The sequence below is a fragment of the Photobacterium sp. DNB22_13_2 genome, from assembly GCF_052873915.1.
Window position 1 is genome coordinate 87439 of record NZ_JBNNXU010000012.1, and the last position, 18704, is coordinate 106142.

At 41.7% G+C, this 18704-nt stretch carries 24 protein-coding genes; 12 read left to right on the forward strand and 12 right to left on the reverse strand.

Annotation, left to right across the window (positions count from 1 at the left end; translation table 11 throughout):
- Nucleotides 1–64 precede the first annotated feature (64 nt).
- Nucleotides 65–352 (reverse strand): lipoprotein, encoded by a 288-nt coding sequence (locus ACVA58_RS17435; RefSeq protein WP_446511641.1) that lies wholly within the window; start codon nucleotides 350–352, stop codon nucleotides 65–67.
- Nucleotides 353–489: 137 nt separating this feature from the next.
- Complete coding sequence (locus ACVA58_RS17440) at nucleotides 490–633, reverse strand: hypothetical protein (protein WP_446511642.1); 144 nt, start codon at nucleotides 631–633, stop codon at nucleotides 490–492.
- Between the two features lie 239 nt (nucleotides 634–872).
- Between ACVA58_RS17440 and ACVA58_RS17445 the strand changes: the two genes are divergently transcribed.
- The 3 genes from ACVA58_RS17445 (at nucleotide 873) to ACVA58_RS17455 (ending at nucleotide 2218) form a co-directional block, all read left to right on the forward strand.
- Complete coding sequence (locus tag ACVA58_RS17445; RefSeq protein WP_446511643.1) at nucleotides 873–1325, forward strand: hypothetical protein; 453 nt, start codon at nucleotides 873–875, stop codon at nucleotides 1323–1325.
- 255 nt (nucleotides 1326–1580) lie between these two features.
- Nucleotides 1581–1733: a hypothetical protein gene (locus tag ACVA58_RS17450; RefSeq protein WP_446511644.1), complete on the forward strand. Its 153-nt coding sequence runs from the start codon at nucleotides 1581–1583 to the stop codon at nucleotides 1731–1733.
- A 128-nt stretch (nucleotides 1734–1861) separates the two neighbouring features.
- Nucleotides 1862–2218, forward strand: a complete 357-nt coding sequence (locus ACVA58_RS17455) for a TraR/DksA family transcriptional regulator (protein WP_446511645.1) — start codon at nucleotides 1862–1864, stop codon at nucleotides 2216–2218.
- Nucleotides 2219–2245: 27 nt separating this feature from the next.
- Here the strand turns inward: ACVA58_RS17455 and ACVA58_RS17460 are convergent, their stop codons facing one another.
- Entirely contained in the window at nucleotides 2246–2701 is a 456-nt protein-coding gene (locus ACVA58_RS17460; RefSeq protein ID WP_446511646.1) for an NUDIX hydrolase, read from the reverse strand.
- A 349-nt stretch (nucleotides 2702–3050) separates the two neighbouring features.
- On the opposite strand from ACVA58_RS17460, the gene rpoS reads away from it, so the two are divergent.
- The 3 genes from rpoS (at nucleotide 3051) to ACVA58_RS17475 (ending at nucleotide 4965) form a co-directional block, all read left to right on the forward strand.
- A complete protein-coding gene (gene rpoS, locus ACVA58_RS17465; RefSeq protein WP_446511647.1) occupies nucleotides 3051–3926 on the forward strand; it encodes an RNA polymerase sigma factor RpoS in 876 nt (291 codons plus the stop codon).
- 175 nt (nucleotides 3927–4101) lie between these two features.
- Nucleotides 4102–4329, forward strand: coding sequence for a hypothetical protein (locus tag ACVA58_RS17470; RefSeq protein WP_446511648.1), 228 nt, complete (start codon nucleotides 4102–4104; stop codon nucleotides 4327–4329).
- Nucleotides 4330–4425: 96 nt separating this feature from the next.
- Nucleotides 4426–4965 carry a DUF1439 domain-containing protein gene (locus tag ACVA58_RS17475; RefSeq protein ID WP_446511649.1) on the forward strand — a complete coding sequence of 180 codons (540 nt, stop codon included), beginning with the start codon at nucleotides 4426–4428 and terminating at the stop codon, nucleotides 4963–4965.
- Nucleotides 4966–5032: 67 nt separating this feature from the next.
- On the opposite strand, the gene ACVA58_RS17480 is transcribed toward ACVA58_RS17475, so the two are convergent.
- Both ACVA58_RS17480 and chrA read right to left on the reverse strand, forming a co-directional pair.
- A complete protein-coding gene (locus ACVA58_RS17480; protein WP_446511650.1) occupies nucleotides 5033–5323 on the reverse strand; it encodes a hypothetical protein in 291 nt (96 codons plus the stop codon).
- A gap of 203 nt (nucleotides 5324–5526) precedes the next feature.
- Complete coding sequence (gene chrA / locus ACVA58_RS17485; protein ID WP_446511651.1) at nucleotides 5527–6672, reverse strand: chromate efflux transporter; 1146 nt, start codon at nucleotides 6670–6672, stop codon at nucleotides 5527–5529.
- Between the two features lie 346 nt (nucleotides 6673–7018).
- Between chrA and ACVA58_RS17490 the strand changes: the two genes are divergently transcribed.
- The gene (locus ACVA58_RS17490; RefSeq protein WP_446511652.1) at nucleotides 7019–7945 is read left to right on the forward strand and encodes a LysR family transcriptional regulator; all 927 of its coding nucleotides are present in this window, start codon (nucleotides 7019–7021) and stop codon (nucleotides 7943–7945) included.
- An 89-nt stretch (nucleotides 7946–8034) separates the two neighbouring features.
- On the forward strand, nucleotides 8035–8595 hold the full coding sequence (locus ACVA58_RS17495) for an OmpA family protein (RefSeq protein ID WP_446511653.1): 561 nt from the start codon (nucleotides 8035–8037) through the stop codon (nucleotides 8593–8595).
- 48 nt (nucleotides 8596–8643) lie between these two features.
- Here ACVA58_RS17495 and ACVA58_RS17500 read toward each other — a convergent pair whose 3' ends face one another.
- Nucleotides 8644–9753 (reverse strand): 1-acyl-sn-glycerol-3-phosphate acyltransferase, encoded by a 1110-nt coding sequence (locus tag ACVA58_RS17500; protein ID WP_446511654.1) that lies wholly within the window; start codon nucleotides 9751–9753, stop codon nucleotides 8644–8646.
- Nucleotides 9754–10026: 273 nt separating this feature from the next.
- On the opposite strand from ACVA58_RS17500, the gene ACVA58_RS17505 reads away from it, so the two are divergent.
- Nucleotides 10027–10710 carry an AraC family ligand binding domain-containing protein gene (locus ACVA58_RS17505; protein WP_446511655.1) on the forward strand — a complete coding sequence of 228 codons (684 nt, stop codon included), beginning with the start codon at nucleotides 10027–10029 and terminating at the stop codon, nucleotides 10708–10710.
- 62 nt (nucleotides 10711–10772) lie between these two features.
- On the opposite strand, the gene ACVA58_RS17510 is transcribed toward ACVA58_RS17505, so the two are convergent.
- The 5 genes from ACVA58_RS17510 to ACVA58_RS17530 all read right to left on the reverse strand — a co-directional run bounded on the left by ACVA58_RS17510 (nucleotide 10773) and on the right by ACVA58_RS17530 (nucleotide 15267).
- A complete protein-coding gene (locus tag ACVA58_RS17510) occupies nucleotides 10773–11675 on the reverse strand; it encodes a L,D-transpeptidase family protein (protein ID WP_446511656.1) in 903 nt (300 codons plus the stop codon).
- A gap of 229 nt (nucleotides 11676–11904) precedes the next feature.
- Complete coding sequence (locus ACVA58_RS17515; protein WP_446511657.1) at nucleotides 11905–13038, reverse strand: acyl-CoA desaturase; 1134 nt, start codon at nucleotides 13036–13038, stop codon at nucleotides 11905–11907.
- Nucleotides 13039–13175: 137 nt separating this feature from the next.
- On the reverse strand, nucleotides 13176–13820 hold the full coding sequence (locus ACVA58_RS17520; protein WP_446511658.1) for an SDR family oxidoreductase: 645 nt from the start codon (nucleotides 13818–13820) through the stop codon (nucleotides 13176–13178).
- Between the two features lie 111 nt (nucleotides 13821–13931).
- Nucleotides 13932–14417: an acyl-CoA thioesterase gene (locus ACVA58_RS17525; protein WP_446511659.1), complete on the reverse strand. Its 486-nt coding sequence runs from the start codon at nucleotides 14415–14417 to the stop codon at nucleotides 13932–13934.
- 172 nt (nucleotides 14418–14589) lie between these two features.
- The gene (locus ACVA58_RS17530; RefSeq protein WP_446511660.1) at nucleotides 14590–15267 is read right to left on the reverse strand and encodes a hypothetical protein; all 678 of its coding nucleotides are present in this window, start codon (nucleotides 15265–15267) and stop codon (nucleotides 14590–14592) included.
- A 272-nt stretch (nucleotides 15268–15539) separates the two neighbouring features.
- Here ACVA58_RS17530 and ACVA58_RS17535 point away from each other — a divergent pair, with 272 nt between their 5' ends.
- From ACVA58_RS17535 to ACVA58_RS17545, 3 genes are all read left to right on the forward strand, one after another.
- Nucleotides 15540–16388, forward strand: a complete 849-nt coding sequence (locus ACVA58_RS17535) for a lipase family protein (protein WP_446511661.1) — start codon at nucleotides 15540–15542, stop codon at nucleotides 16386–16388.
- A 93-nt stretch (nucleotides 16389–16481) separates the two neighbouring features.
- A complete protein-coding gene (locus ACVA58_RS17540; RefSeq protein WP_446511662.1) occupies nucleotides 16482–17210 on the forward strand; it encodes a nitroreductase family protein in 729 nt (242 codons plus the stop codon).
- Nucleotides 17211–17300: 90 nt separating this feature from the next.
- Entirely contained in the window at nucleotides 17301–17801 is a 501-nt protein-coding gene (locus ACVA58_RS17545; protein WP_446511663.1) for a hypothetical protein, read from the forward strand.
- Nucleotides 17802–17884: 83 nt separating this feature from the next.
- Here ACVA58_RS17545 and ACVA58_RS17550 read toward each other — a convergent pair whose 3' ends face one another.
- The gene (locus ACVA58_RS17550; RefSeq protein WP_446511664.1) at nucleotides 17885–18697 is read right to left on the reverse strand and encodes an alpha/beta fold hydrolase; all 813 of its coding nucleotides are present in this window, start codon (nucleotides 18695–18697) and stop codon (nucleotides 17885–17887) included.
- Nucleotides 18698–18704: the final 7 nt, after the last annotated feature.

Here is an 18704-nt window from a genome sequence, read left to right on the forward strand (position 1 = left end):
CCCCCAATAATTGGTGTCCAACTATTGGGGGTCAGTTCAATTGCGGGCTCTTCTATACATGAATTTAATTTAACATCGACAAACGCTTGTCTGTAAATACACATAAAACACCAGCGTTGTTGTACATTACGTCGTAATTAAAGTCACAATATGCCGCTGCAACGTTAAGGGGTAACTGTTCATTGCCCCACGTGCTTGGTCTGAACCAAGCTAATTCACCAGCTTTACACGCTTTAGCCTCAACATCAGTACTAAAAGCACATAACTTTGATTGGTCAACTTGAACATTAGCTTGTTGATTACAACCAGCTAATGCCAATACAGCTAGCGTAATGATGACGATCCGTTTCATTTCTGTACTCCATGTGAATTTAAAGTGATAACAAACAATATGCAACTACACGCTATGCTGCAATATGATTTTTGGTGGTTTTCTTATTTATTCACTTAAAAATAAATAGGTAACATTCTTTGCTGCGCTGTGTTTATCTATTCAAACTTAGAAATACGCTTATCAAGATGTTCAAGCGTTTTTTTAATCCACACGATATTAGTCTTCATCGCGATTCCAGCCCCAGAAGCAGAAAAGCACCCCGTAGCTGCAGCAACAAGCATTGTTTGGTAAACATCCATCCAAGCCCCCTAGCCTTTTTCCTGGCGAACCATATCCAACAAGCCAATCAACACATCTACTTAATAAGGAAAGGAAATATATGATGTGATCACCAACCCATGACTAATCCTGGTTGATACCTGGCCGTAGGCTTTAATGATAGTATTCAGAACCTTACAGAGCATTAGACCAAGTTGGTGACGCATACCCCTTCAATCACACAGGGAAATGCAAGTCCGTTTTACTATTAAGGCAAACAATGAAAAAGTACATCATCGCGTCTGTCCTTGTTTCAGCACTTTCAGGAAATGTCGGTGCGAGCACACAAACATTACAATTTACACCTATATCAAAAACGATAATTGGTGATTCCTATACAGCCTATGAAGCTTCTAAGATTTGTGCGAAGGAGCTTTTCTCTGTTCCTTCTGCTGAACAGCAATTCATCTATATATCAGAAGAAGCGCAATCCTGGGCATTAACGTTTCAGACCGACGTACTTTTGAATTCGGGTATTCAGAGGATTACAGCACGACTAAGTACCAACGTTGAGAGCGATAAAATTAATGTAATGATTGATACCCCAATGTTGGGAACACATAACGCAAAAGAAACTAGCACAATATTGAATAAACAATCAGAAGTCGAAGAAGTTGAAGACCGGCTATACGATACGTACGAGTCATTCATGATATGTGTAAGTGACTTTTAGTACTTTAATATGACCATTAGAAGGTTAATTTTGAAGCGAAAGTTTGCGAACTTACCGTGCTCTGGCTAAAAAAGATAAAATAAGTGCTACCGAAAAGTGTATTTGTAGTATTGAAAATCTCCACTCCTTCTAACCTTATTCATCAAAAACCTTTATCGTCCCAAGCAGAAACTCGATTAGTCGAAGACTGATAACTCTGCTTTAATAGCGCCATAGATAATTCTAATCTAATTGTTAATAAACAAGGTGTTATAAATGTTTTCAGTAGACGATCGTGTTGTAGCGACTAAAGGTGTTGATCTGGGTGAGATGGTTGTTGCTGGTCTAAGCAGTGGCGGCTTTTGGGTTCACGTTAAAGTCGATGGTATGGCACTGACTTACCCTGCTCGTGATCTTAAGAAAGCATAATTATTACTATTCGGTGATTTGATAAAGGTAGCTTTGGCTGCCTTTTTTTGTTTCAAGTTTAAGCTACGATTTTCTGTCAGCGAGAAGCACTCTATACTTATGACTTGTGTCCTTACTTGGAGAAGCTTATGACCATTACCTATCATCCGGACTCCGATCTGGACGACGCAAAGATCGAACTGCTTCATAGCGAACTATTACTTAAGCGAGAGCACTTCCGAGATGAAATCACCAAGCTAAGCCATCTCATTGCAAAAAAAGAAGACTGCTCGGTCACGGACGTTGCCGAAGCGGCTAATATACGAGAAGAAGCCGACAGAGCTATGGGCCTTGTGGAACAGTATACTGAAACGCTAGTACTAATAGAGAAAGCCTTATCCCATATGGAACATGGCACATATGGCATAAGTGATAAATCTGGTAACCCTATTCCATTCGAACGTTTGAAAATCATTCCCTGGACTTCGACTTGCACCGATGACTGACAAGCCACTTAGTGACTTCCCCAAGCATTAAAGATCATTCACCTGAATGCGTAAATGTGACGATGGTGATTGATAAATGAAGTGCTGCCAAACATGCTGGTAAAATTTCCTCTGATTAGGAAATGGGACTAATTGCATTGCTTCTTCTAATGAACACCAACGGTAGTCAGTGTGTTCGTGGTTCAATATGACTTTTCTGTCTGGGTCACAATAGACCACAAACCCGGTAGTGATGAAGATTTGATCGGTTTGAGGGAAATAAAACTGCTGTAAATAATCCGCATTATATAACTGAGTTGAAGATAGTTGAGTTTCTTCCTTTAGTTCACGTAGGAATGCATGCCATGCGAGCTCACCATCCTCAATTTTACCAGCGACATTACACCAGTACCCTTCACCAACTCTTTTTAGCAGTAACATTTTAAATTGATGTTCTTCCTTTGTTAAAACAACACCAGAGACAAGGTTCGTTTTGAGTTTCATCGCACAACTCTCCATTAATGATAAGAAAACCTTATATAATCTTTTTTACGAAATTTTTGATGAATACAGAGCTGTTAGGGTCAGTTATATGTGCACAACATACTGATTAAATAGACAATAGTGAGCACATGTTCTGATATGTAGTTGCTGATTGAAAGTATTATCCACCTATCATTTTTTTGTCAATTCAAAGGACTTTGTCAACATCACTTTGCAACACATTCTTGCTTTTATATAAAAAACGACAATACCTCAATAGCATATGCATACGGTTCATGATAATGTGAACATGTTAAAAAATAAAACAAACATATAACATTTATTGGGTTGTCATTGTTAGGGGTAAGATATGGATATCAAATCACAAGATTCAAATAGCTTTGATGCTGATGTTATTCATCTGTATCTGCAAGAAATCGCGCACAAACCGTTGTTGTCAAAAGAGGAAGAAGTTCTCTATAGCAGAAAGTGCTTACGTGGAGATAAGTTAGCCAAGGCAACCATGATTGAAAGTAACCTGCGCTTAGTTGTTAGTATTGCCAAGAAGTACCGTAACAGTGGTATGTCTCTCAGCGACTTAATAGATGAAGGAAATATCGGATTAATTACTGCTGTTGAAAAATTTGACCCAGAACGTGGCTTTAGATTCTCAACCTATGCGACATGGTGGATCAAACAGACCATTGAACGCTCTATCCATAACCAAGCACGTACGATCAGGCTGCCAGTACATGTGTCAAAAGAGATCAATACCATCCTGAGAACTCATAAGCAGCTAATGAAAAGTACAAACCAAGAGCCAAGCCAAGAAGAAATTGCTGCTAAACTAGAGCGCTCAGTAGAAGATATCTCAAACGTTCTTGCTTACGATGCACCGGTTGTTTCTATTGATCAGCAGATCACAGACGATTCAGGCTCACAAACTATTTCTGCTTTTATTGCCGATAGTGAAGGCGAAAAGCCTGAAAACGAACTCGACCGCCAAGATATCAGTAACCTTGCCATTAGCATGCTTGAGAGTTTAAACAAACGGGATCGCGAAATCTTGTGCCGCCGATTTGGCCTGCTGGGTTACGAGGCTCAAACGCTTCAGCAAGTTGCTGACGAAGTTGGCCTAACACGTGAACGTATTCGTCAGTTACAAGTCAGCTCATTGAAGAAACTTAAAAATACACTAAGCCGTGAGAATTACGATCTTGAGTTACTTTTTGCTGAAACGGCATAAACAGCTTGCGAATGAATTCATAAGCCCTCCTTCCGGAGGGCTTATTAGTTTTATGTAACCTTTATATCCATCACTTCCTTTTTCTTTGATGGATATTCAAAACCTTCCATCTGTGTATATTTTTCGCTTTCACCCCTAATTACAGTGACTTCTGTCCCTCATCAGGAGTTTGAACATGACAAATCACACCCTACTTATATCATATCTTTCTGTGCTATTGTTTTGGCATACAGGGATAGTGCAAGCCTCTTCCAATACAAAGAAAGAAAAATGTGAAAAAGTTAATAACAAAATCACCAAAATACAAAAAAAAATGCGTAATGGATATTCAGTAAAGCAAGGCATAAAGTATAACAAGCGATTGAATAAGTTATACAAAAAGCAATTTGAGGCCTGCCTTTGAATAACTACTTTTGTAACTAGTGATCTCGTATGTGAGCCGTTGCTGCGCTCTAGCTCTGATAATCTTTAAAGATAATTATTATTGCCTGAGGCGTTCATGTTGAAATTTTTCTGTGCCCTATGTGTATCATTTCTTTTATCTTCATGCGCGAGTTACAGCGTCACAGAGCAAGAGGTACAGGACTATCTTGATGATAGAAGCGGCTTTGAACGGACAGTCGGAATCAAAGGCCTAGCACATGCCAATATAAAGTTTGAGAATGTAAAAGTAGGTATTGGTAGGGTTGCAAATGACCGAGTTAACTTAGATGCGGATTCAAAAGCCCAGATTTCCATTCAAGGACAAAGCCCGCAACAACTGCAAATAAAAGTGAGCTTCAGTGCCGTACCCTATTACGATAAAGAAGAAGGGGCTATCTTCCTTAATGACTTAAATGTTGAAGACATCGACATAAAGCCAAATGAACTGAATCTTCCAAGCAAACAGCTGTTGTCGCCTATTGTTGAGATGGTTGGGCAGTATTTATTGACCAGACCAGTATATCGTTTGAGTGACGAAGACTTTAAACAATCGATGTTGAAAACAGCAAGACCCGAGCTTTTAATCAAAAACCATGAACTAGTAATACAAATTTAATCGACACTTTGCACCATAGATGCAACCATACCTATGGTGCTTCTGTCGATTGATTTACATAAATGTATTACCTGTTGCCTCTCTCGAGGAAGTTTGTACCAGCGGCCTCATCAATAATATGAATGACACGTTCGGTTTCAAACGCTTTTTTCATAGCTTCCGCCGCATAGTTTTGTATTGTCGTTTCGTGTGAATTAACAAAAACATAGATAAACAACGCAAGAGCAAATAAAGCTGCAATGACGGCCATAACGGTACGTTGAATTATTCGCTTCTCCGATGCTCTCAATTCTTTTTCAAGTATTTCGATAACATCATAATTCGTAAGATTTGGTCTTATTTTTCTTTGGTTTTTCATATATTTAATTCTGACCAATAAGTCCGGGATAATGCATGCTACTTTAGCAATTGATTCTTAACTTTACCTTAATCAGCATTAAACATTGCTATAGCACATTGTTGTTGTTGATGTGTAAGGTTGATATCTCACCGAATTGATAGTTATAGTGCGTTAGGATTAGAAGGTCACAGCCCGAAGGCTGTGACCTTAAAATGTTATGACTAAATTATCAACTGGTATCCAACAAATAGAAGAATCAATCCCCATACCGGAATGTTTCGGTACTTCAAAAGATAGAAACCGATTAACACGGCAACCACATCAAATACAGATGCAATAGATGTAGAGATCACAGGTTTTATGAATGCACTAGCGAGAAGACCAACAACACATGCATTGACCAGTAAAATCGATTCTTGCAAACGTTGATGCTTGAACAACGCGCCCCATGCCGGCAAGAAAGCAAACAATAATAAGCTACCAGGCAGGAAGACAGCAATAGTCGCAAGCAGACTACCCAACACTGGATTGGCAATAATAGTGGAAGCACCTAAATAACTAGCCATTGTGAACATTGGTCCAGGCACCAACTGCGCTGATGCATAGGCACTCAAGAATGTATCAGGTTCCACCATCCCTTCCATCATTGGTTCTAAAAGAGGAAGAACAACATGACCACCACCAAATACAAAACTACCCGCTTGATAGAAAACATTAAACAGGTTCAATAACTCAGACTGGCCAGCAATCACAGGCAAACCAATAAGCAAAACAGCAAACACCGAAATGATACCAAGGTTAGGCTTTATTACTGGTTGGCTCGCAACGTTTAAATTACGATGCTTTTGCGAAGAAAGAATAAAGCCTAAACATGCCGCAAGTAAAATCGGAGCTATTTGACCTAATAGACCAGAAGTTACAAAGACACTCCCCCCTGTCGCAACCGCAATGCCAGCTGTCAACTTACTGGTAATGTTCTTTTTGACCATTCCCCACATAGCATCAGCAACCACGACTACAGCCAACAATTTTGCTGCCTGAATAACCGTATCAATAAAAGCCACATCGTTGTATTGCTGATTACCAATAGCCAAAAAAGTCAGCAACAAGAAAGACGGGAAAGTAAAACCGACGAAAGCAGCAACAGCACCTAGGTACCCTGCTTTCTTAAAACCGATGTACATACCAAGCTGGCTACTGGCAGGTCCAGGAAGAAACTGACATAAGGCAACCGCATGGGTGAAGTCTTGATCGGTAAGCCACTTTTTGTTCTGAACGAACTCTCGTTGGAAATAACCAATATGAGCAGCAGGACCACCAAAACTATAAAGACCTAGCAGAAAAAACTGCCACATTACTTTGAACATAAAACCTCCTAATGAGGCTCTGATAATATAGCCAGAACAATAATTAATAAAATCGCTCTATTTAATCTTATCCATTGATATGGTTAATTTTATGACTATATATTCAAACGGTAGCACTCTTTAGTTACGACTAATCTAACTAAATAAACGTTTATCATACATCACCATTATCTCCCACGGTAAACAATGAATGTTAACCATTGTTTTTAATAACTTTATTTGGTGTGTTTTTTCACTTAACACAGTCTTTTTTCACGTTTTTCTGCCTACCAAGCGATTCACAAGCATTCTCCCACATTCTGTTCAGTGATATAATTTCTTCAATAACATGAAGTTGGTCTTACCTATGCTAGAAAATCTGCAACAAATGGTGATCCTTGCGACTGTTGGTCATGAACAAAATTTCACAAGGGCAGCAGAGCGTCTTGGGATTTCTAAATCTCAAGTCAGTAAACAAATTCGCTTTTTGGAAGAGCGCCTTGGTTGTCAGCTCGTACAGCGAAGCACTCGTACTGTCGCTTTGACAGAAATAGGCCTTCAATATGCAGAATATGGCCAGCAGCTTCTCGATACAGTGAATGAAGCTGAAGCGCTTGTTGCAGGTTACCGTAATGAGATTAAAGGTGTGTTACGCATTGGTATAGCGCAGTCTTTTGGTAATCCCCATATCACTTCTGCACTTGCTGAGTTTCAAAAAGAACACCCGGGATTGGAATTAGAGGTTAGCCTTTTTGATCATCGCCCTAACCTACTTGAAGAAGGCTTTGATTGCTGGGTAGCAATCCATGAACACCCACCGGAAGGCATGGTTGCTCGTCGACTTGCAGATTGCCATTTTGCCGTTGTTGCTTCACCGGACTACATCCAAGAGAATGGCATGCCCAAGGTTCCTGGAGATTTGCGTCAACACAACTGCATCACTTACCAGAGCCGAGAAAGAAAATATACAAACTGGGAATTTACTAAAGACGGTGTAAGGCAAGCCATTCGAGCGCGTGGTAACTATCGTATAGATAATGCCCCTGCTGTTCTCGATGCAGCTCTGTCCGGTTTGGGCATCGCTTATCTAGCGACATACCTTATTACCGACGAAATTGAGACAGGTAAACTGATACAGCTACTACCTGAATGGAAGGCTGACGTTGAGCTACCGATTTACGCCGTCTATCCACGTCGTAAATACCTCGCACCTAAAGTGCGTTCGTTCATCGATTTCATGGCAGAGCGTATGTCTGTTCCTCCATATCGAACACCTAATCCTGCAGCACGTTGATCTACCTAGCTATCTTATATTCGCAGTTGTGATTCATTACAGATCAGCTAAACCTAACATATATGACTTCATAATTAGGTTTAGTTGGTTTGAAAACTCTAGCCCCCATTATCGCTTCAACCCTTTCACGCATCACGCTAATTACGTTTGTTGTGTTGGCTTTAGGCTGTGGTAATGGAAGTGACAATGTCACCAACACATCTACTACGCCATCGTCTGGTAGTAATGACAATGTGGTTCCCAATGCGCAGATTTTGTTGACCGAACTGCCCGAATTACGTACCACTGTTTATTTCGATATCGAGAGCTTTGATTTAACTTCTGATGGCCAGTTGCTTTTAGACCCGATTGCTGTCCGATTACGTCAACACCCAGATAGCTATGTAATCGTCGTTGGCCACAGCGATGATTTTTCTAATGAAGATGATAACGTCGGACTTTCTTATGAACGCGCCTTTACCATCGCTATTTACATATCGTCGGTTTTTGGCGTTGAAGAAGAGCGGATTCAGATAGTCTCAGCAGGGAGTACAGAGCCATTGAGCTCAGGAAGTCGTGCAGTGGACAAACAGCGTAATAGACGTGTTGAGGTGGTGTCTCCGAAATCAATAGTACGCACCTTGAGCCCCGCTAATGATACGAATTTTTAAGTCTTTATCAACAGCGTCAAAAAAAGCAGCCTAATGGCTGCTTTCTTATTACTGATGTTTTTTCTGTGCGGGTATCGCGTACATCTGCTTGAGAATAGTAACGACTCCATCAGGTAAGCCCGAAAATTTCTCATTAAACCGAGCCACTTCGGCATCATTTACTGAGCTATCGGCCATATCTGCAGCTATGTAGTTGGCAGGGAACAAATGGTAATTAGCAGTAATCTGACGATCTATCTCTTCTGCTAGCAATTCAGGTGTTTCAAAGTCAGAGCCAATCGCATCGCCAAAGCTTACATGAATACGGCGTTTTTGGCCGACGATACCTTGGATGATGCTTTCAATATCTTCAAGCTCACCTTTCTCATAACTGCCTTCAGTTTGCTTAAGGTAAAGCTCTTTCGCCTTTGCAACATCACATGGGTCATTTTCATAGGAAATGGCAACTGGAACAATGTTTAGCTTTGACATGTATTCAGAAAATTCGATTTTCTGTTTACGGCCATCCATATAAAACATTTTTAGGATGGCTGGATCTGTCTTGTCATTTCCATCTTTGGCTCGCCCTTCTTTTTGAGCGATCCAAATGGAATTCCCTGTCTCTAGAGAATGGAAAATATAATTAGAAAGCAAACCAAGCGTTTTCATCATTTCACGCGGGCCTTTCGCTGAACGCTTAACAATAAAGCTTTTGTTCAGGCGCATTAACTCGGTCGCGCAAGGTTTCTTGAGTAGGTTATCACCAATAGCAATGCGAACCGTATCAAAGCCGCTATTAAACAAACACCAGTTCACCATCGCCGGATCCATCGCAATATCCCTGTGGTTAGACACAAAGAGGTAGGATTGTTTAGGATCAAGCTTATCAAGGCCACTAAAAGTGACACCGTCACAAGAGTGATCAATCGTCGCATGCATGTATTTTGCAATTTGGCGTTGAACATCATCGACTGTTTTGATGTTTGACCACTTGTTAATAAGAAAGCGTTTAATCAGCGGTATAAGCAGCCAGCCAAACACACCTGATAGCTGTGGAAAACGGTAATTGAGAATCGCGTTTATGAACTCTTTATCGTTAACCAGACGCGTAATAGCCCCACTGACTTCATCGTCATTGTAAGGGCGAATTTCTTTATAGATATCGTTATTAGACTGCACTGTACTGCTTCATATGTTGAAAAAACTGCGACATTTTACGCAGATTTATTAGATTTACCCAATGACATCCCCCCAACATTGCAATGGTTGGAGGTCTTACCAGATTAAATCGCATTAATTTCAATCACTTTACCTTCTTGGTGTTGTAATGTCTGCCCAACGGCTAACATTTCTAGCCAAAAAAACGCCATTTATCTGTTAAAATTCCCCGATCAGTTGACGCTTGCATTAAAAGCGAACAACATGTGCCAGCGAAATTGCTAGAGACTAACTATGAAACAAGCTATTGAATATTCACTGCATCAACATACTTTTCTGGATGTCGGTTCTAGAAAAAAAAATCATACCGCCTACATGCTTATCCTGACATCAGGTTGTGCATTTATCCGTTTAGGCAAAGCTGAATATACAGTGACGGCCGGAAATGGCTTTTTCATTCCATTCGATTGTCTGCATGCTGTCACAATGATGCCTGGGTCAACATACAGTAAAGTCGAGTTCTCCCCTCGCCTGACAACTGCCATTTGTCGTGAAGCTGGGTTCTTTCGAATGACACCTCTAATCAGTGCGCTTTCCAAAGAGCTCAATAAATGGCTAAACATGGGCAATGAGATCACTTTGGAAGGCGAAACTGGTAACTTACTCAAAGTATTAGCTGATCAGGTCGCTAAGCTGAAAGTCAGCAGTAAATCGACGAGTCCAGCGCTAAGTGGTCATCACCAGCTTTCCTTAACATCGCTACTTAAAGGTGACAAGGTAACGGACAACAAAGCTCTTGAAGAAATCACTGCCTATACTGGGTTCTCTGTGAAAGAGATTGAATCTTGTGTACTCATGCGAGAGGCACTTAAGCTATCTCGCTCTGGTCGCAAACTCCCACAAATTGCTGAGGCACTTAATACCTCACCAGAGATGATTTCTTCCTTAGCACTCCCCGTGTTAGGTAAAGCGCTATAAAAAAAGCCACCGACTGGTGGCTTTTTGTTTCCTTTTACTTGACCTTGCTGATTAAGTATTACTTAGTTCAACCTTTGTGGAACACCAGACTGTTTTAGCAATGCAACATCAAGGTTTTGGTATCCTTCATCGCTACCAGCCACCTCGGCCAAAAGGCTTTCAGGTGCCTTCACAGTCTTGAACTCACCCATTTGCTTTTCACTTCTGGACAACGGCTCGTGAACTTCGACATAGACGCTGCCATCAGGCTCAACTGTGTGCTTTAAAGGCTGGTTGATGATTTGTACCCTAGTTCCACGCGAAACTTGGCTGAACAACCATTCAACATCCCATGGGTTCATTCGAATACAACCAGAGCTAACACGCATACCAATCCCGAAATCTTTATTGGTTCCATGGATCAAGTACTGTCCGCTTCCATAAGAAAGCCTCATTGCATACTCACCAAGTGGGTTTTCAGGCCCCGCAGGCACAACTCCTGGTAACTCAATATTGTGCTTTTCTCGGTATTCTTTACGAATATTCGCAGTAGGCGTCCAAGTTGGACCTTCGGTCATTTGGCTGATGCTAGTCGTCATTTTGGGTGTTTCACGCCCTACACGACCGATCCCTATTGGGAAGACATACATTTTTTCACTGTTCTTAGGGAAATAGTACAACCGTAACTCTGCAAGGTTGATAACTATCCCCTGGCGTTTCGCATTGGGTAATACCAGCTGCATCGGGACTGTTAGTAACGAGCCTGGTGTCGGCAAGAAAGGATCAACACCAGGATTCGCAGCCATCAACTGCAACAAACCAACATTATATCGGTTGGCGATATCAAGCAGGCTGTCTCCCTTGATGACTTGGTAGTACTCCATGACACCTACTAACTTACTGTCTGCATCGGGCTTTTGATATTCAACCGCTTGAACAGAGCACGACATTACACCAGCGAGTAGCATTATTAACAAGCGTCTCACACCAGTACCTCCATCTCTACATCCCCTAATTATGGCAAATCTCATTGGCCGCTATATTACGAATAACAGCGTTTGCAAAAATGAGACATTATTTGACGATTCTACTGGTGACCATCTCTTCTTACGTCAACTAAACGTCAATGATTTTCTGAGAGCTTAACTTGTGACCACTCATGAAGTCAAAAAAGGCGGGGAAATTCCCCGCCTCTTGGTATCTATACTTTAATCATTAAACATATTGTGCTGTAAGACGCTGCCATGAACGCTGTTGTTCTTCAAGCCGTAGCTTCATTTCTTTATATTGCTGCAAGAATTCAAAACTCTCATAGTGCTTAAGTAGCTTCTTCTTCTTTAGATCTAACAAGCGCTTTTTAGCGTCATAGTAGTCTGCGATCTTTTGCAATAGCTGCTCGTACTCTTCATCTAACCTTGCCAGTTTAAGTTGGGTACTTTGGTTAGCTAGATTATCCATCAATTTTTTCTGCACCCGATTATGCAGCATTCTAGCTTTCGCCTTCTCAATACGATCTTCTGGACTGGTACGTAAATTCTTGGTTGCCCCAAGCCATGACAATGATTTGATTAACCATTTGGTGGGATCAAACTGCCACCAGCGAATGCCATTACGGTAATCATTTTCAAAGATATGATGAAAATTATGGTATCCCTCGCCAAAAGTCAGAAAGGCCAACAGACCATTGTCACGGGCGGTATTCTTTTCCGTGTAAGGTTGTGAGCCCCAGATGTGGGCCAACGAGTTTATGAAGAATGTAGTGTGATGGCTTAGTACAAGCCTGACAACACCGACTAACAAAAGCGCTCCCCAAACGTCACCATGAATGAGGCCAAACAACAGTGGTATACCAAAGTTAGTCAAAATCGCCAACGGGGCATAGTATTTGTGCTGCCACATAACTATTTTGTCTTTTTGTAAATCTCGGCAGTTTGTGTAGTCGCTATAACGGCTCGCTTGATACTCCCTCAGCATCCAGCCTATATGGCTATAAAAGAAGCCCATCTTAGCTGAATAAGGGTCTTTGTCATTCTTATCGACATAACGATGGTGTATGCGATGATCAGATGACCAATGCAAAATACTGTTCTGTAGAGCAAATGCGCCGCCGATGGCAAATATAAACCTAACGACTGCATTGGCTTCATATGTTTTATGCGACCAAAGCCGATGATAACCAGCGGTAATCGACATACCACAGAATGAAAAAGCAATGAGCAGCATTAACCATTGCACACCATCAAAGCCGACAAAATAGGCGTATAACGGTGTCGCAATCACTGCAACAAGAAAAGTAAGGGCAAATATCGTAACGTTTAGCCACAACACGGGAGGTTTGGTCGAGGTCATCCTTTAGATCCTATCCATTGAGCGTACAACTGTAAGCTAGAATAGCCTTGATGACCTTTAGCGTCAATTGGTTAAACATTTTGCAACAAAAAAAACCATCAAAAATGATGGCTTTTAATATGATATTACGTTTTAGGTTAGTAATTGAAATTACTTGTGAACACAGGGTCGACACACGCATATATCTGACCAATGGATCCATCGTCCGATAATAACGTGTGAATCACTCTTGCGACTTCGCTTCGTGTAATCAAACCATGCACTTCTCCTTGGCTTGATAAGACACCTTGCTCAGTGAGTTCTCCGTCTTTGAGACCTCCAGGACGAAGAATGGTGTAATCCAACTGACTTGTTGTTAACCATGACTCAGCTAGACTCTTTTCTCGAACCGCTTGACCAAAAACCACTTTCGCTTTGTCAGATAAGTACTGCCATGAATCGCCACAACCTAGCGATGTGACCATGATAAAACGACGTAGATTATGCTTTTCAAGCTCATCGATTACCATTCGATGACCGATATAATCGACAGGATTATCCGCTTGGAAACTTCCCATAGTCGAGACAGCAACACTTCCTTTTGGCACACCATCTAGGAAGGATTTGATACTACTCTGTTCAAGCGCATCGCCTAATACCACATTAACACCAAGATCTTCTAGATCCGCTGCACTCTCAGGTTTACGAACCATTGCATAGACATCAATATCCCTTTCACGGAAATAACGAGCAACAGCAAATCCTAATCCACGACTAGCTCCAAACAAAACAACAGGTTTCATTTTATCCTTACCTCACAAAAGAAAACGATAATGATTATAACTATCATTATCGCACTTTGTGAAATTCATCGCATTTAATTGATCTACCCCAAGAAATCCTTAGCTTGTTGATCACTTAATATACTTCACATGAGCTTCCATCTCTTCACCAATTTCCTTGCGCATATTCATAAGGCGAATAGCTGACTCTCTGAGGGCTTTGTCTTCTTCTGTTTCGGGACACCATTCAGGTATCTCTGCTGACTGACCGTTTTCATCCACCGCAACCATAATCACAATACAGTGTGTAGTCAGCTGGTTTTTCAATTCCTTCGGATCACTGGCTTGTACATCAATCGCAATGTGCATTGATGAGCGACCCGTGTAAATAACCTTGGCGGTTACCTCGACCAAATTGCCAACATGGATAGGTTTAACAAAGCGAATACCGCCAGCATAAGCCGTTATGCAATACATACCGCTCCAACCTGCCGAACATGCGTATGCCGCCAAGTCGATCCACTTCATCACCGCGCCGCCATGTACCTTACCACCAAAGTTAACGTCACCCGGCTCAGCCAAGAACCTCAGTGTTACTTCACGCTGCCTATTACTCATATCGACTCCTACTAAAGGCAATGGCTGTATTTTATGTAAATCATTATTAACAAAAACACCACAACAATCCCATAGATAGTTCACGTATAGCGTAATTAACTCAACAAAAGGTCCATTCCGAAAAAAGCGCCATTAGGCGCTTCTTTACGGTATGAGGTTTTACAGGATCGTATTAAGAGTCTTGTCCTACCGCTTCCAATTGAGATTGTAGTTGAGCTATCTGTTGCTTCAACTCTTCATTTTGCTGATTCAACGCTTGGTTTTCTAAATGGGTGTCAGCCTTTTCAGAACTGAGCTGAGTAACCTGCTCTTCAAGTTGTTTACTTGTTTCTGTAGCCGTTTCAAGGTCAGCTTTTGCCTTGCGTGCATTTCTCTGAGCCGTTTGCTTGGCTTTAGTTGCCTTTGCCACTTCAGCTTGGCTATCTAAATGCAATTGGTTCAATTCACTTATCTTAGCGTCTTGCTTCTTTATCTTGCTTGATAGCTCAGCTTCTTTACTTTTCGCCTCTTCAAGGGCTTCCTCAAGTTGATCAGCCGAACTTGTTGGCAATCCTGCCAATGCATTCCATTGATCCGCCATATTCCTTGTCACTTGATCCATAAAATCAAAGGGGAAGCATAACGACTGCTGTTGATCATTTCGATAAACAAACTGCTTATCCATTTCCTCAATTAATTTAAGGCTTTGCTGATAACTTTGTTCAAGCATCTGCTTAGTACTGTCCAACGTCATTGTTTCAAATGCTTTTCCCGCCAGCATCATGCTTTGAAAGTGCTTAACAAGAGATTCAGGTTGAGTCGCTTCGGTGAGTTTCATCAAAGGGTGTGTATTAAAGTCATATTCCATCATGTTGTTACCTGCCATGTATCTATATTTAATAGTTAAAAAAGTATGAAAAGCCAGCCATCTATTCTTATAGCAAATTGAGCTAACATTGAACAAACATTAGGCACTGCATTTCATAAAATTTGATCTGCACGCAATGATTTATCCATCCTACAAGGCATGCATGACAGTTTTTATTTCACACCGTGATCATCGTCAAGCCGCATTTCTTATTCGAAATGTCACATACTTAAGCTATATGTTTTAGTTATCTTGTAGGTAAGGATCAACATTGAATGAAACCTCTGAAGCGATACCAATACGAGCGCTATGCCATTCTCTGTAACCTTGCTTACCCCACTACCTTCAACCACACCTTATACGGATTCGATAAAAATGGCCGTCATGAAGTCACCGATCGCTGGGGCCGTACCATTATTCGGATTTTGTGGGGAGAAAGAAATGAAGTTGTTGTCGTATTTAAGGGTTCACAAAGCGTCTGGGATTGGCTAATTAACCTGGCCTTCTTTCCTAAGAAGATTCGTTCCGGTGATCAATGCTGTCATGTTCACTGGGGCTATTATTCTTTATTGGAGCAAAACAGCAAAGCCAGCACCATTCAGCCAAACCCTCACCTAAGCGAAAGTATGAATGTAGAGTTCATGCAGGCGAGTGAAAGAAACTTTAAACAAACAGCGCTAACACTTTATCAGCAAGTCGAATCGGTTCTTGTTCCACTTATCAAACAAGGTAAACGAGTAAGCTTTACAGGACACTCCTCGGGGGGCGCGATGGCCATTTTGGTCGCTCATCGCCTCTACCAACACCATCCCGCTGCTATAAAGCGGATTGTGACGTTTGGTCAACCGGCAACTGGCTTCTGGAATTTCAAGCAACGCTACCCTTTGGCTAAACGAACGTATCGGATTTGCTGTGACTTAGATATCGTAACTTTTCTACCGCCTATCCCGTTTATGTTCTGGCATGTCGGAAAAGCCCTTTGGTTACACAATGGTAAGATTTACGAAGATACACCGACACTGGTGAGGTTATATCGCTCTATTATCAGTTGGGTGCTTAGGCCCATCACCTACCACTACATGAATAAATACATCAGGAACAAAGATTTCTTTGATAAGCACTGAATCATTCAGTGTGGTCTATATAGGCGGTCCACTAAAACAGGTATAGTTGTTTCAGGTTTTCAACTTTATTGTCTAAAGGCCACAGCCCCTAACATGTCTGAATCAACTACTGTATTTACCGATCTAATCCATTCCCGTCGTTCAGTTCGAAAATATGACCAATCAGCTTCTTTTGAGCATCAAGCTGTTTCACGCTCACTCCAGTTAGCGACACTGTCTCCCAATAGTTCAAATATGCAATTATGGGAATTCCACCGCGTTGTCAGCGAAGAAAAACGAAACCAACTCGCGCAATACTGTATGGGCCAAAATGCAGCCAAAACTGCCAACGAGTTAGTGGCTTTTGTGGTTACGCCACATAAATGGAAAGGCCGAGCAGAAATGAATGCAGCCACGATTCGAGGTGCATTCGAAGGACGTGAAGATGCGACAGCAAAACGTGCATTAAAGTATTACGAAAAGCTGATCCCTTTTGTCTATAACAATGATCGCTTTGGGATCTATGGGATCGGCAGAAAGATCGTCAGTGCTTTACTTGGCATTAAAAAACCAATGGTAAGAGAAGTCAGTAAAGCTGACTTGCGCGTTTGTTTACACAAAAGCAGCTCACTGGCTGCAATGACCTTCATGACAGCAATGCGAGCAGAAGGCTATGATACCTGTCCTATGGAGGGATTCGACTCCAAGCGGACTAAAACACTGCTCGGGTTACATAAAGATGCTGAAATCACTATGATTATCAGCTGCGGCAAACGCTCTGATGATGGTATTTATAGCGAAAGACACCGCGTCGCTAATGATGAGGTTATAATCAGTCATTAATTGAGCAAATAAGTCGCAAGCCATACCCTCAAGGTTTCTTTTGCGGTATGGTGTTGGCAATCAAAGCAAAATATACGGTCAGTAGTCAAGATGAAGCAGCTCATCGAACGAAAAAGCCGGTGGATGGCAAGCCATATCACCGATGCGGAGTTTCCAACCCCTCTCAGTGAAAAAGGTCTTGCCTTATATCAGGATACCCAAGCAACTGTAGAGTTTGGTCCTTACCAAGCTTGCGACTCCTCCAGCTCTGACTCGCTGTCCATCTACCCAGTGGATTGTCACCCACTCACTATCCGATATGCACTTGTCCTTGCCAATCGCTGGCAAAATGAAACCGACAAAGAAGCCGTCATTGAATATCTCACTCAAATCATGTTTGAAGATAATTCACCAGCACAACTATATGTCGGGTTCTTCAAAGGCAAACCTGCAGCCTGTGGCATGGTCTTTCATGATAATGAGCATGGCTCTCTGATCTGCGATATTGCCGCAATTCCGCTACCGAATCAGCAGCAGTTGGTTGCTGAAATGCAACAATCACTAGCAACCAAAGCATCAAACCAGCCTCTTTATAGTGAGCAGCTTGGTTAAATGAAAGCAGTCCAATAAAAAAGAGCCAGTCATTCAGTGACTGGCTCTTTTTTATCTGTTCACTTAGCTATTTATCGAGATGATTATCTAGTGAGATGCTTGGCAAGAAATGCCGATAACTTGTCGGTGACGAAGTCGGCTTGCTCTAGATTACTGATATGCCCAGCATTTGGGATCAACACAAACTCACTACCAGTAATACCATCATGCATTAATTGAGATTCGAGAACCGGCCTCATTTTATCTTGAGCACCAACCATAATCAGAGTTGGCAGCGCAAACATTTCAGCGTCTTCAAACATATCCCGACGTCCAAACACCATTCGACCCGCTTTAACCAACGCCAAGGCTTGCTCTTTATCCGCCGCCAGTAATTGCTCGCGGAAGCGCACACGAACAGGATTGTCTTTATCTAATGCCGCAAACTGCCGTTCATCAAAGAATTCAACGGTTTCCATTGGTAAGGTAGATAGTGCTTCAGCCTCTGCCAAATGCGCAAAATACTTGGTGTGGACAACCTCAGGCTCCAAACCAACAAAGGTATCCATCAGAACAAGGCACTTAACCCGGGCCGGCGCATTGATTACTAACTCTGTTGCCCACATACCACCTGATGATAAACCGATAAGCGAAAAGTCATCGATTTCCAGATGGTCGAGAAGGAAAAGTACATCATTAGCGTAATCTTTTAAACTACGTGTTTTTTCAGGTGCAGATGAAGAACGACCATGCCCCCAGAAGTCAGGAACAATGCAGCGATATGACTGGCTTAACACTTCCACTTGCGGCGCCCACATAGCGCTGTCCCACAAATAGCTATGACCAAAAACGAGAACGGGGCCTGATCCAATATCTTGATAATGCATCGTCTGGTCATTAAGAGTAAAAGTTTTCATTCAATCT

What these genes read in the sequence shown, in the direction of transcription:
- rpoS (WP_446511647.1), top strand. Translation starts at nt 3,051, where the DNA reads ATGGATATCAAATCACAAGATTCAAATAGCTTTGATGCTGATGTTATT.
- ACVA58_RS17525 (WP_446511659.1), bottom strand. Translation starts at nt 14,417, where the DNA reads ATGAGTAATAGGCAGCGTGAAGTAACACTGAGGTTCTTGGCTGAGCCG.
- ACVA58_RS17540 (WP_446511662.1), top strand. Translation starts at nt 16,482, where the DNA reads ATGTCTGAATCAACTACTGTATTTACCGATCTAATCCATTCCCGTCGT.
- ACVA58_RS17505 (WP_446511655.1), top strand. Translation starts at nt 10,027, where the DNA reads ATGAAACAAGCTATTGAATATTCACTGCATCAACATACTTTTCTGGAT.
- ACVA58_RS17445 (WP_446511643.1), top strand. Translation starts at nt 873, where the DNA reads ATGAAAAAGTACATCATCGCGTCTGTCCTTGTTTCAGCACTTTCAGGA.
- ACVA58_RS17535 (WP_446511661.1), top strand. Translation starts at nt 15,540, where the DNA reads ATGAAACCTCTGAAGCGATACCAATACGAGCGCTATGCCATTCTCTGT.
- ACVA58_RS17460 (WP_446511646.1), bottom strand. Translation starts at nt 2,701, where the DNA reads ATGAAACTCAAAACGAACCTTGTCTCTGGTGTTGTTTTAACAAAGGAA.
- chrA (WP_446511651.1), bottom strand. Translation starts at nt 6,672, where the DNA reads ATGTTCAAAGTAATGTGGCAGTTTTTTCTGCTAGGTCTTTATAGTTTT.
- ACVA58_RS17520 (WP_446511658.1), bottom strand. Translation starts at nt 13,820, where the DNA reads ATGAAACCTGTTGTTTTGTTTGGAGCTAGTCGTGGATTAGGATTTGCT.
- ACVA58_RS17515 (WP_446511657.1), bottom strand. Translation starts at nt 13,038, where the DNA reads ATGACCTCGACCAAACCTCCCGTGTTGTGGCTAAACGTTACGATATTT.
- ACVA58_RS17545 (WP_446511663.1), top strand. Translation starts at nt 17,301, where the DNA reads ATGAAGCAGCTCATCGAACGAAAAAGCCGGTGGATGGCAAGCCATATC.
- ACVA58_RS17440 (WP_446511642.1), bottom strand. Translation starts at nt 633, where the DNA reads ATGGATGTTTACCAAACAATGCTTGTTGCTGCAGCTACGGGGTGCTTT.
- ACVA58_RS17455 (WP_446511645.1), top strand. Translation starts at nt 1,862, where the DNA reads ATGACCATTACCTATCATCCGGACTCCGATCTGGACGACGCAAAGATC.
- ACVA58_RS17475 (WP_446511649.1), top strand. Translation starts at nt 4,426, where the DNA reads ATGTTGAAATTTTTCTGTGCCCTATGTGTATCATTTCTTTTATCTTCA.
- ACVA58_RS17550 (WP_446511664.1), bottom strand. Translation starts at nt 18,697, where the DNA reads ATGAAAACTTTTACTCTTAATGACCAGACGATGCATTATCAAGATATT.
- ACVA58_RS17435 (WP_446511641.1), bottom strand. Translation starts at nt 352, where the DNA reads ATGAAACGGATCGTCATCATTACGCTAGCTGTATTGGCATTAGCTGGT.
- ACVA58_RS17490 (WP_446511652.1), top strand. Translation starts at nt 7,019, where the DNA reads ATGCTAGAAAATCTGCAACAAATGGTGATCCTTGCGACTGTTGGTCAT.
- ACVA58_RS17450 (WP_446511644.1), top strand. Translation starts at nt 1,581, where the DNA reads ATGTTTTCAGTAGACGATCGTGTTGTAGCGACTAAAGGTGTTGATCTG.
- ACVA58_RS17480 (WP_446511650.1), bottom strand. Translation starts at nt 5,323, where the DNA reads ATGAAAAACCAAAGAAAAATAAGACCAAATCTTACGAATTATGATGTT.
- ACVA58_RS17470 (WP_446511648.1), top strand. Translation starts at nt 4,102, where the DNA reads ATGACAAATCACACCCTACTTATATCATATCTTTCTGTGCTATTGTTT.
- ACVA58_RS17530 (WP_446511660.1), bottom strand. Translation starts at nt 15,267, where the DNA reads ATGATGGAATATGACTTTAATACACACCCTTTGATGAAACTCACCGAA.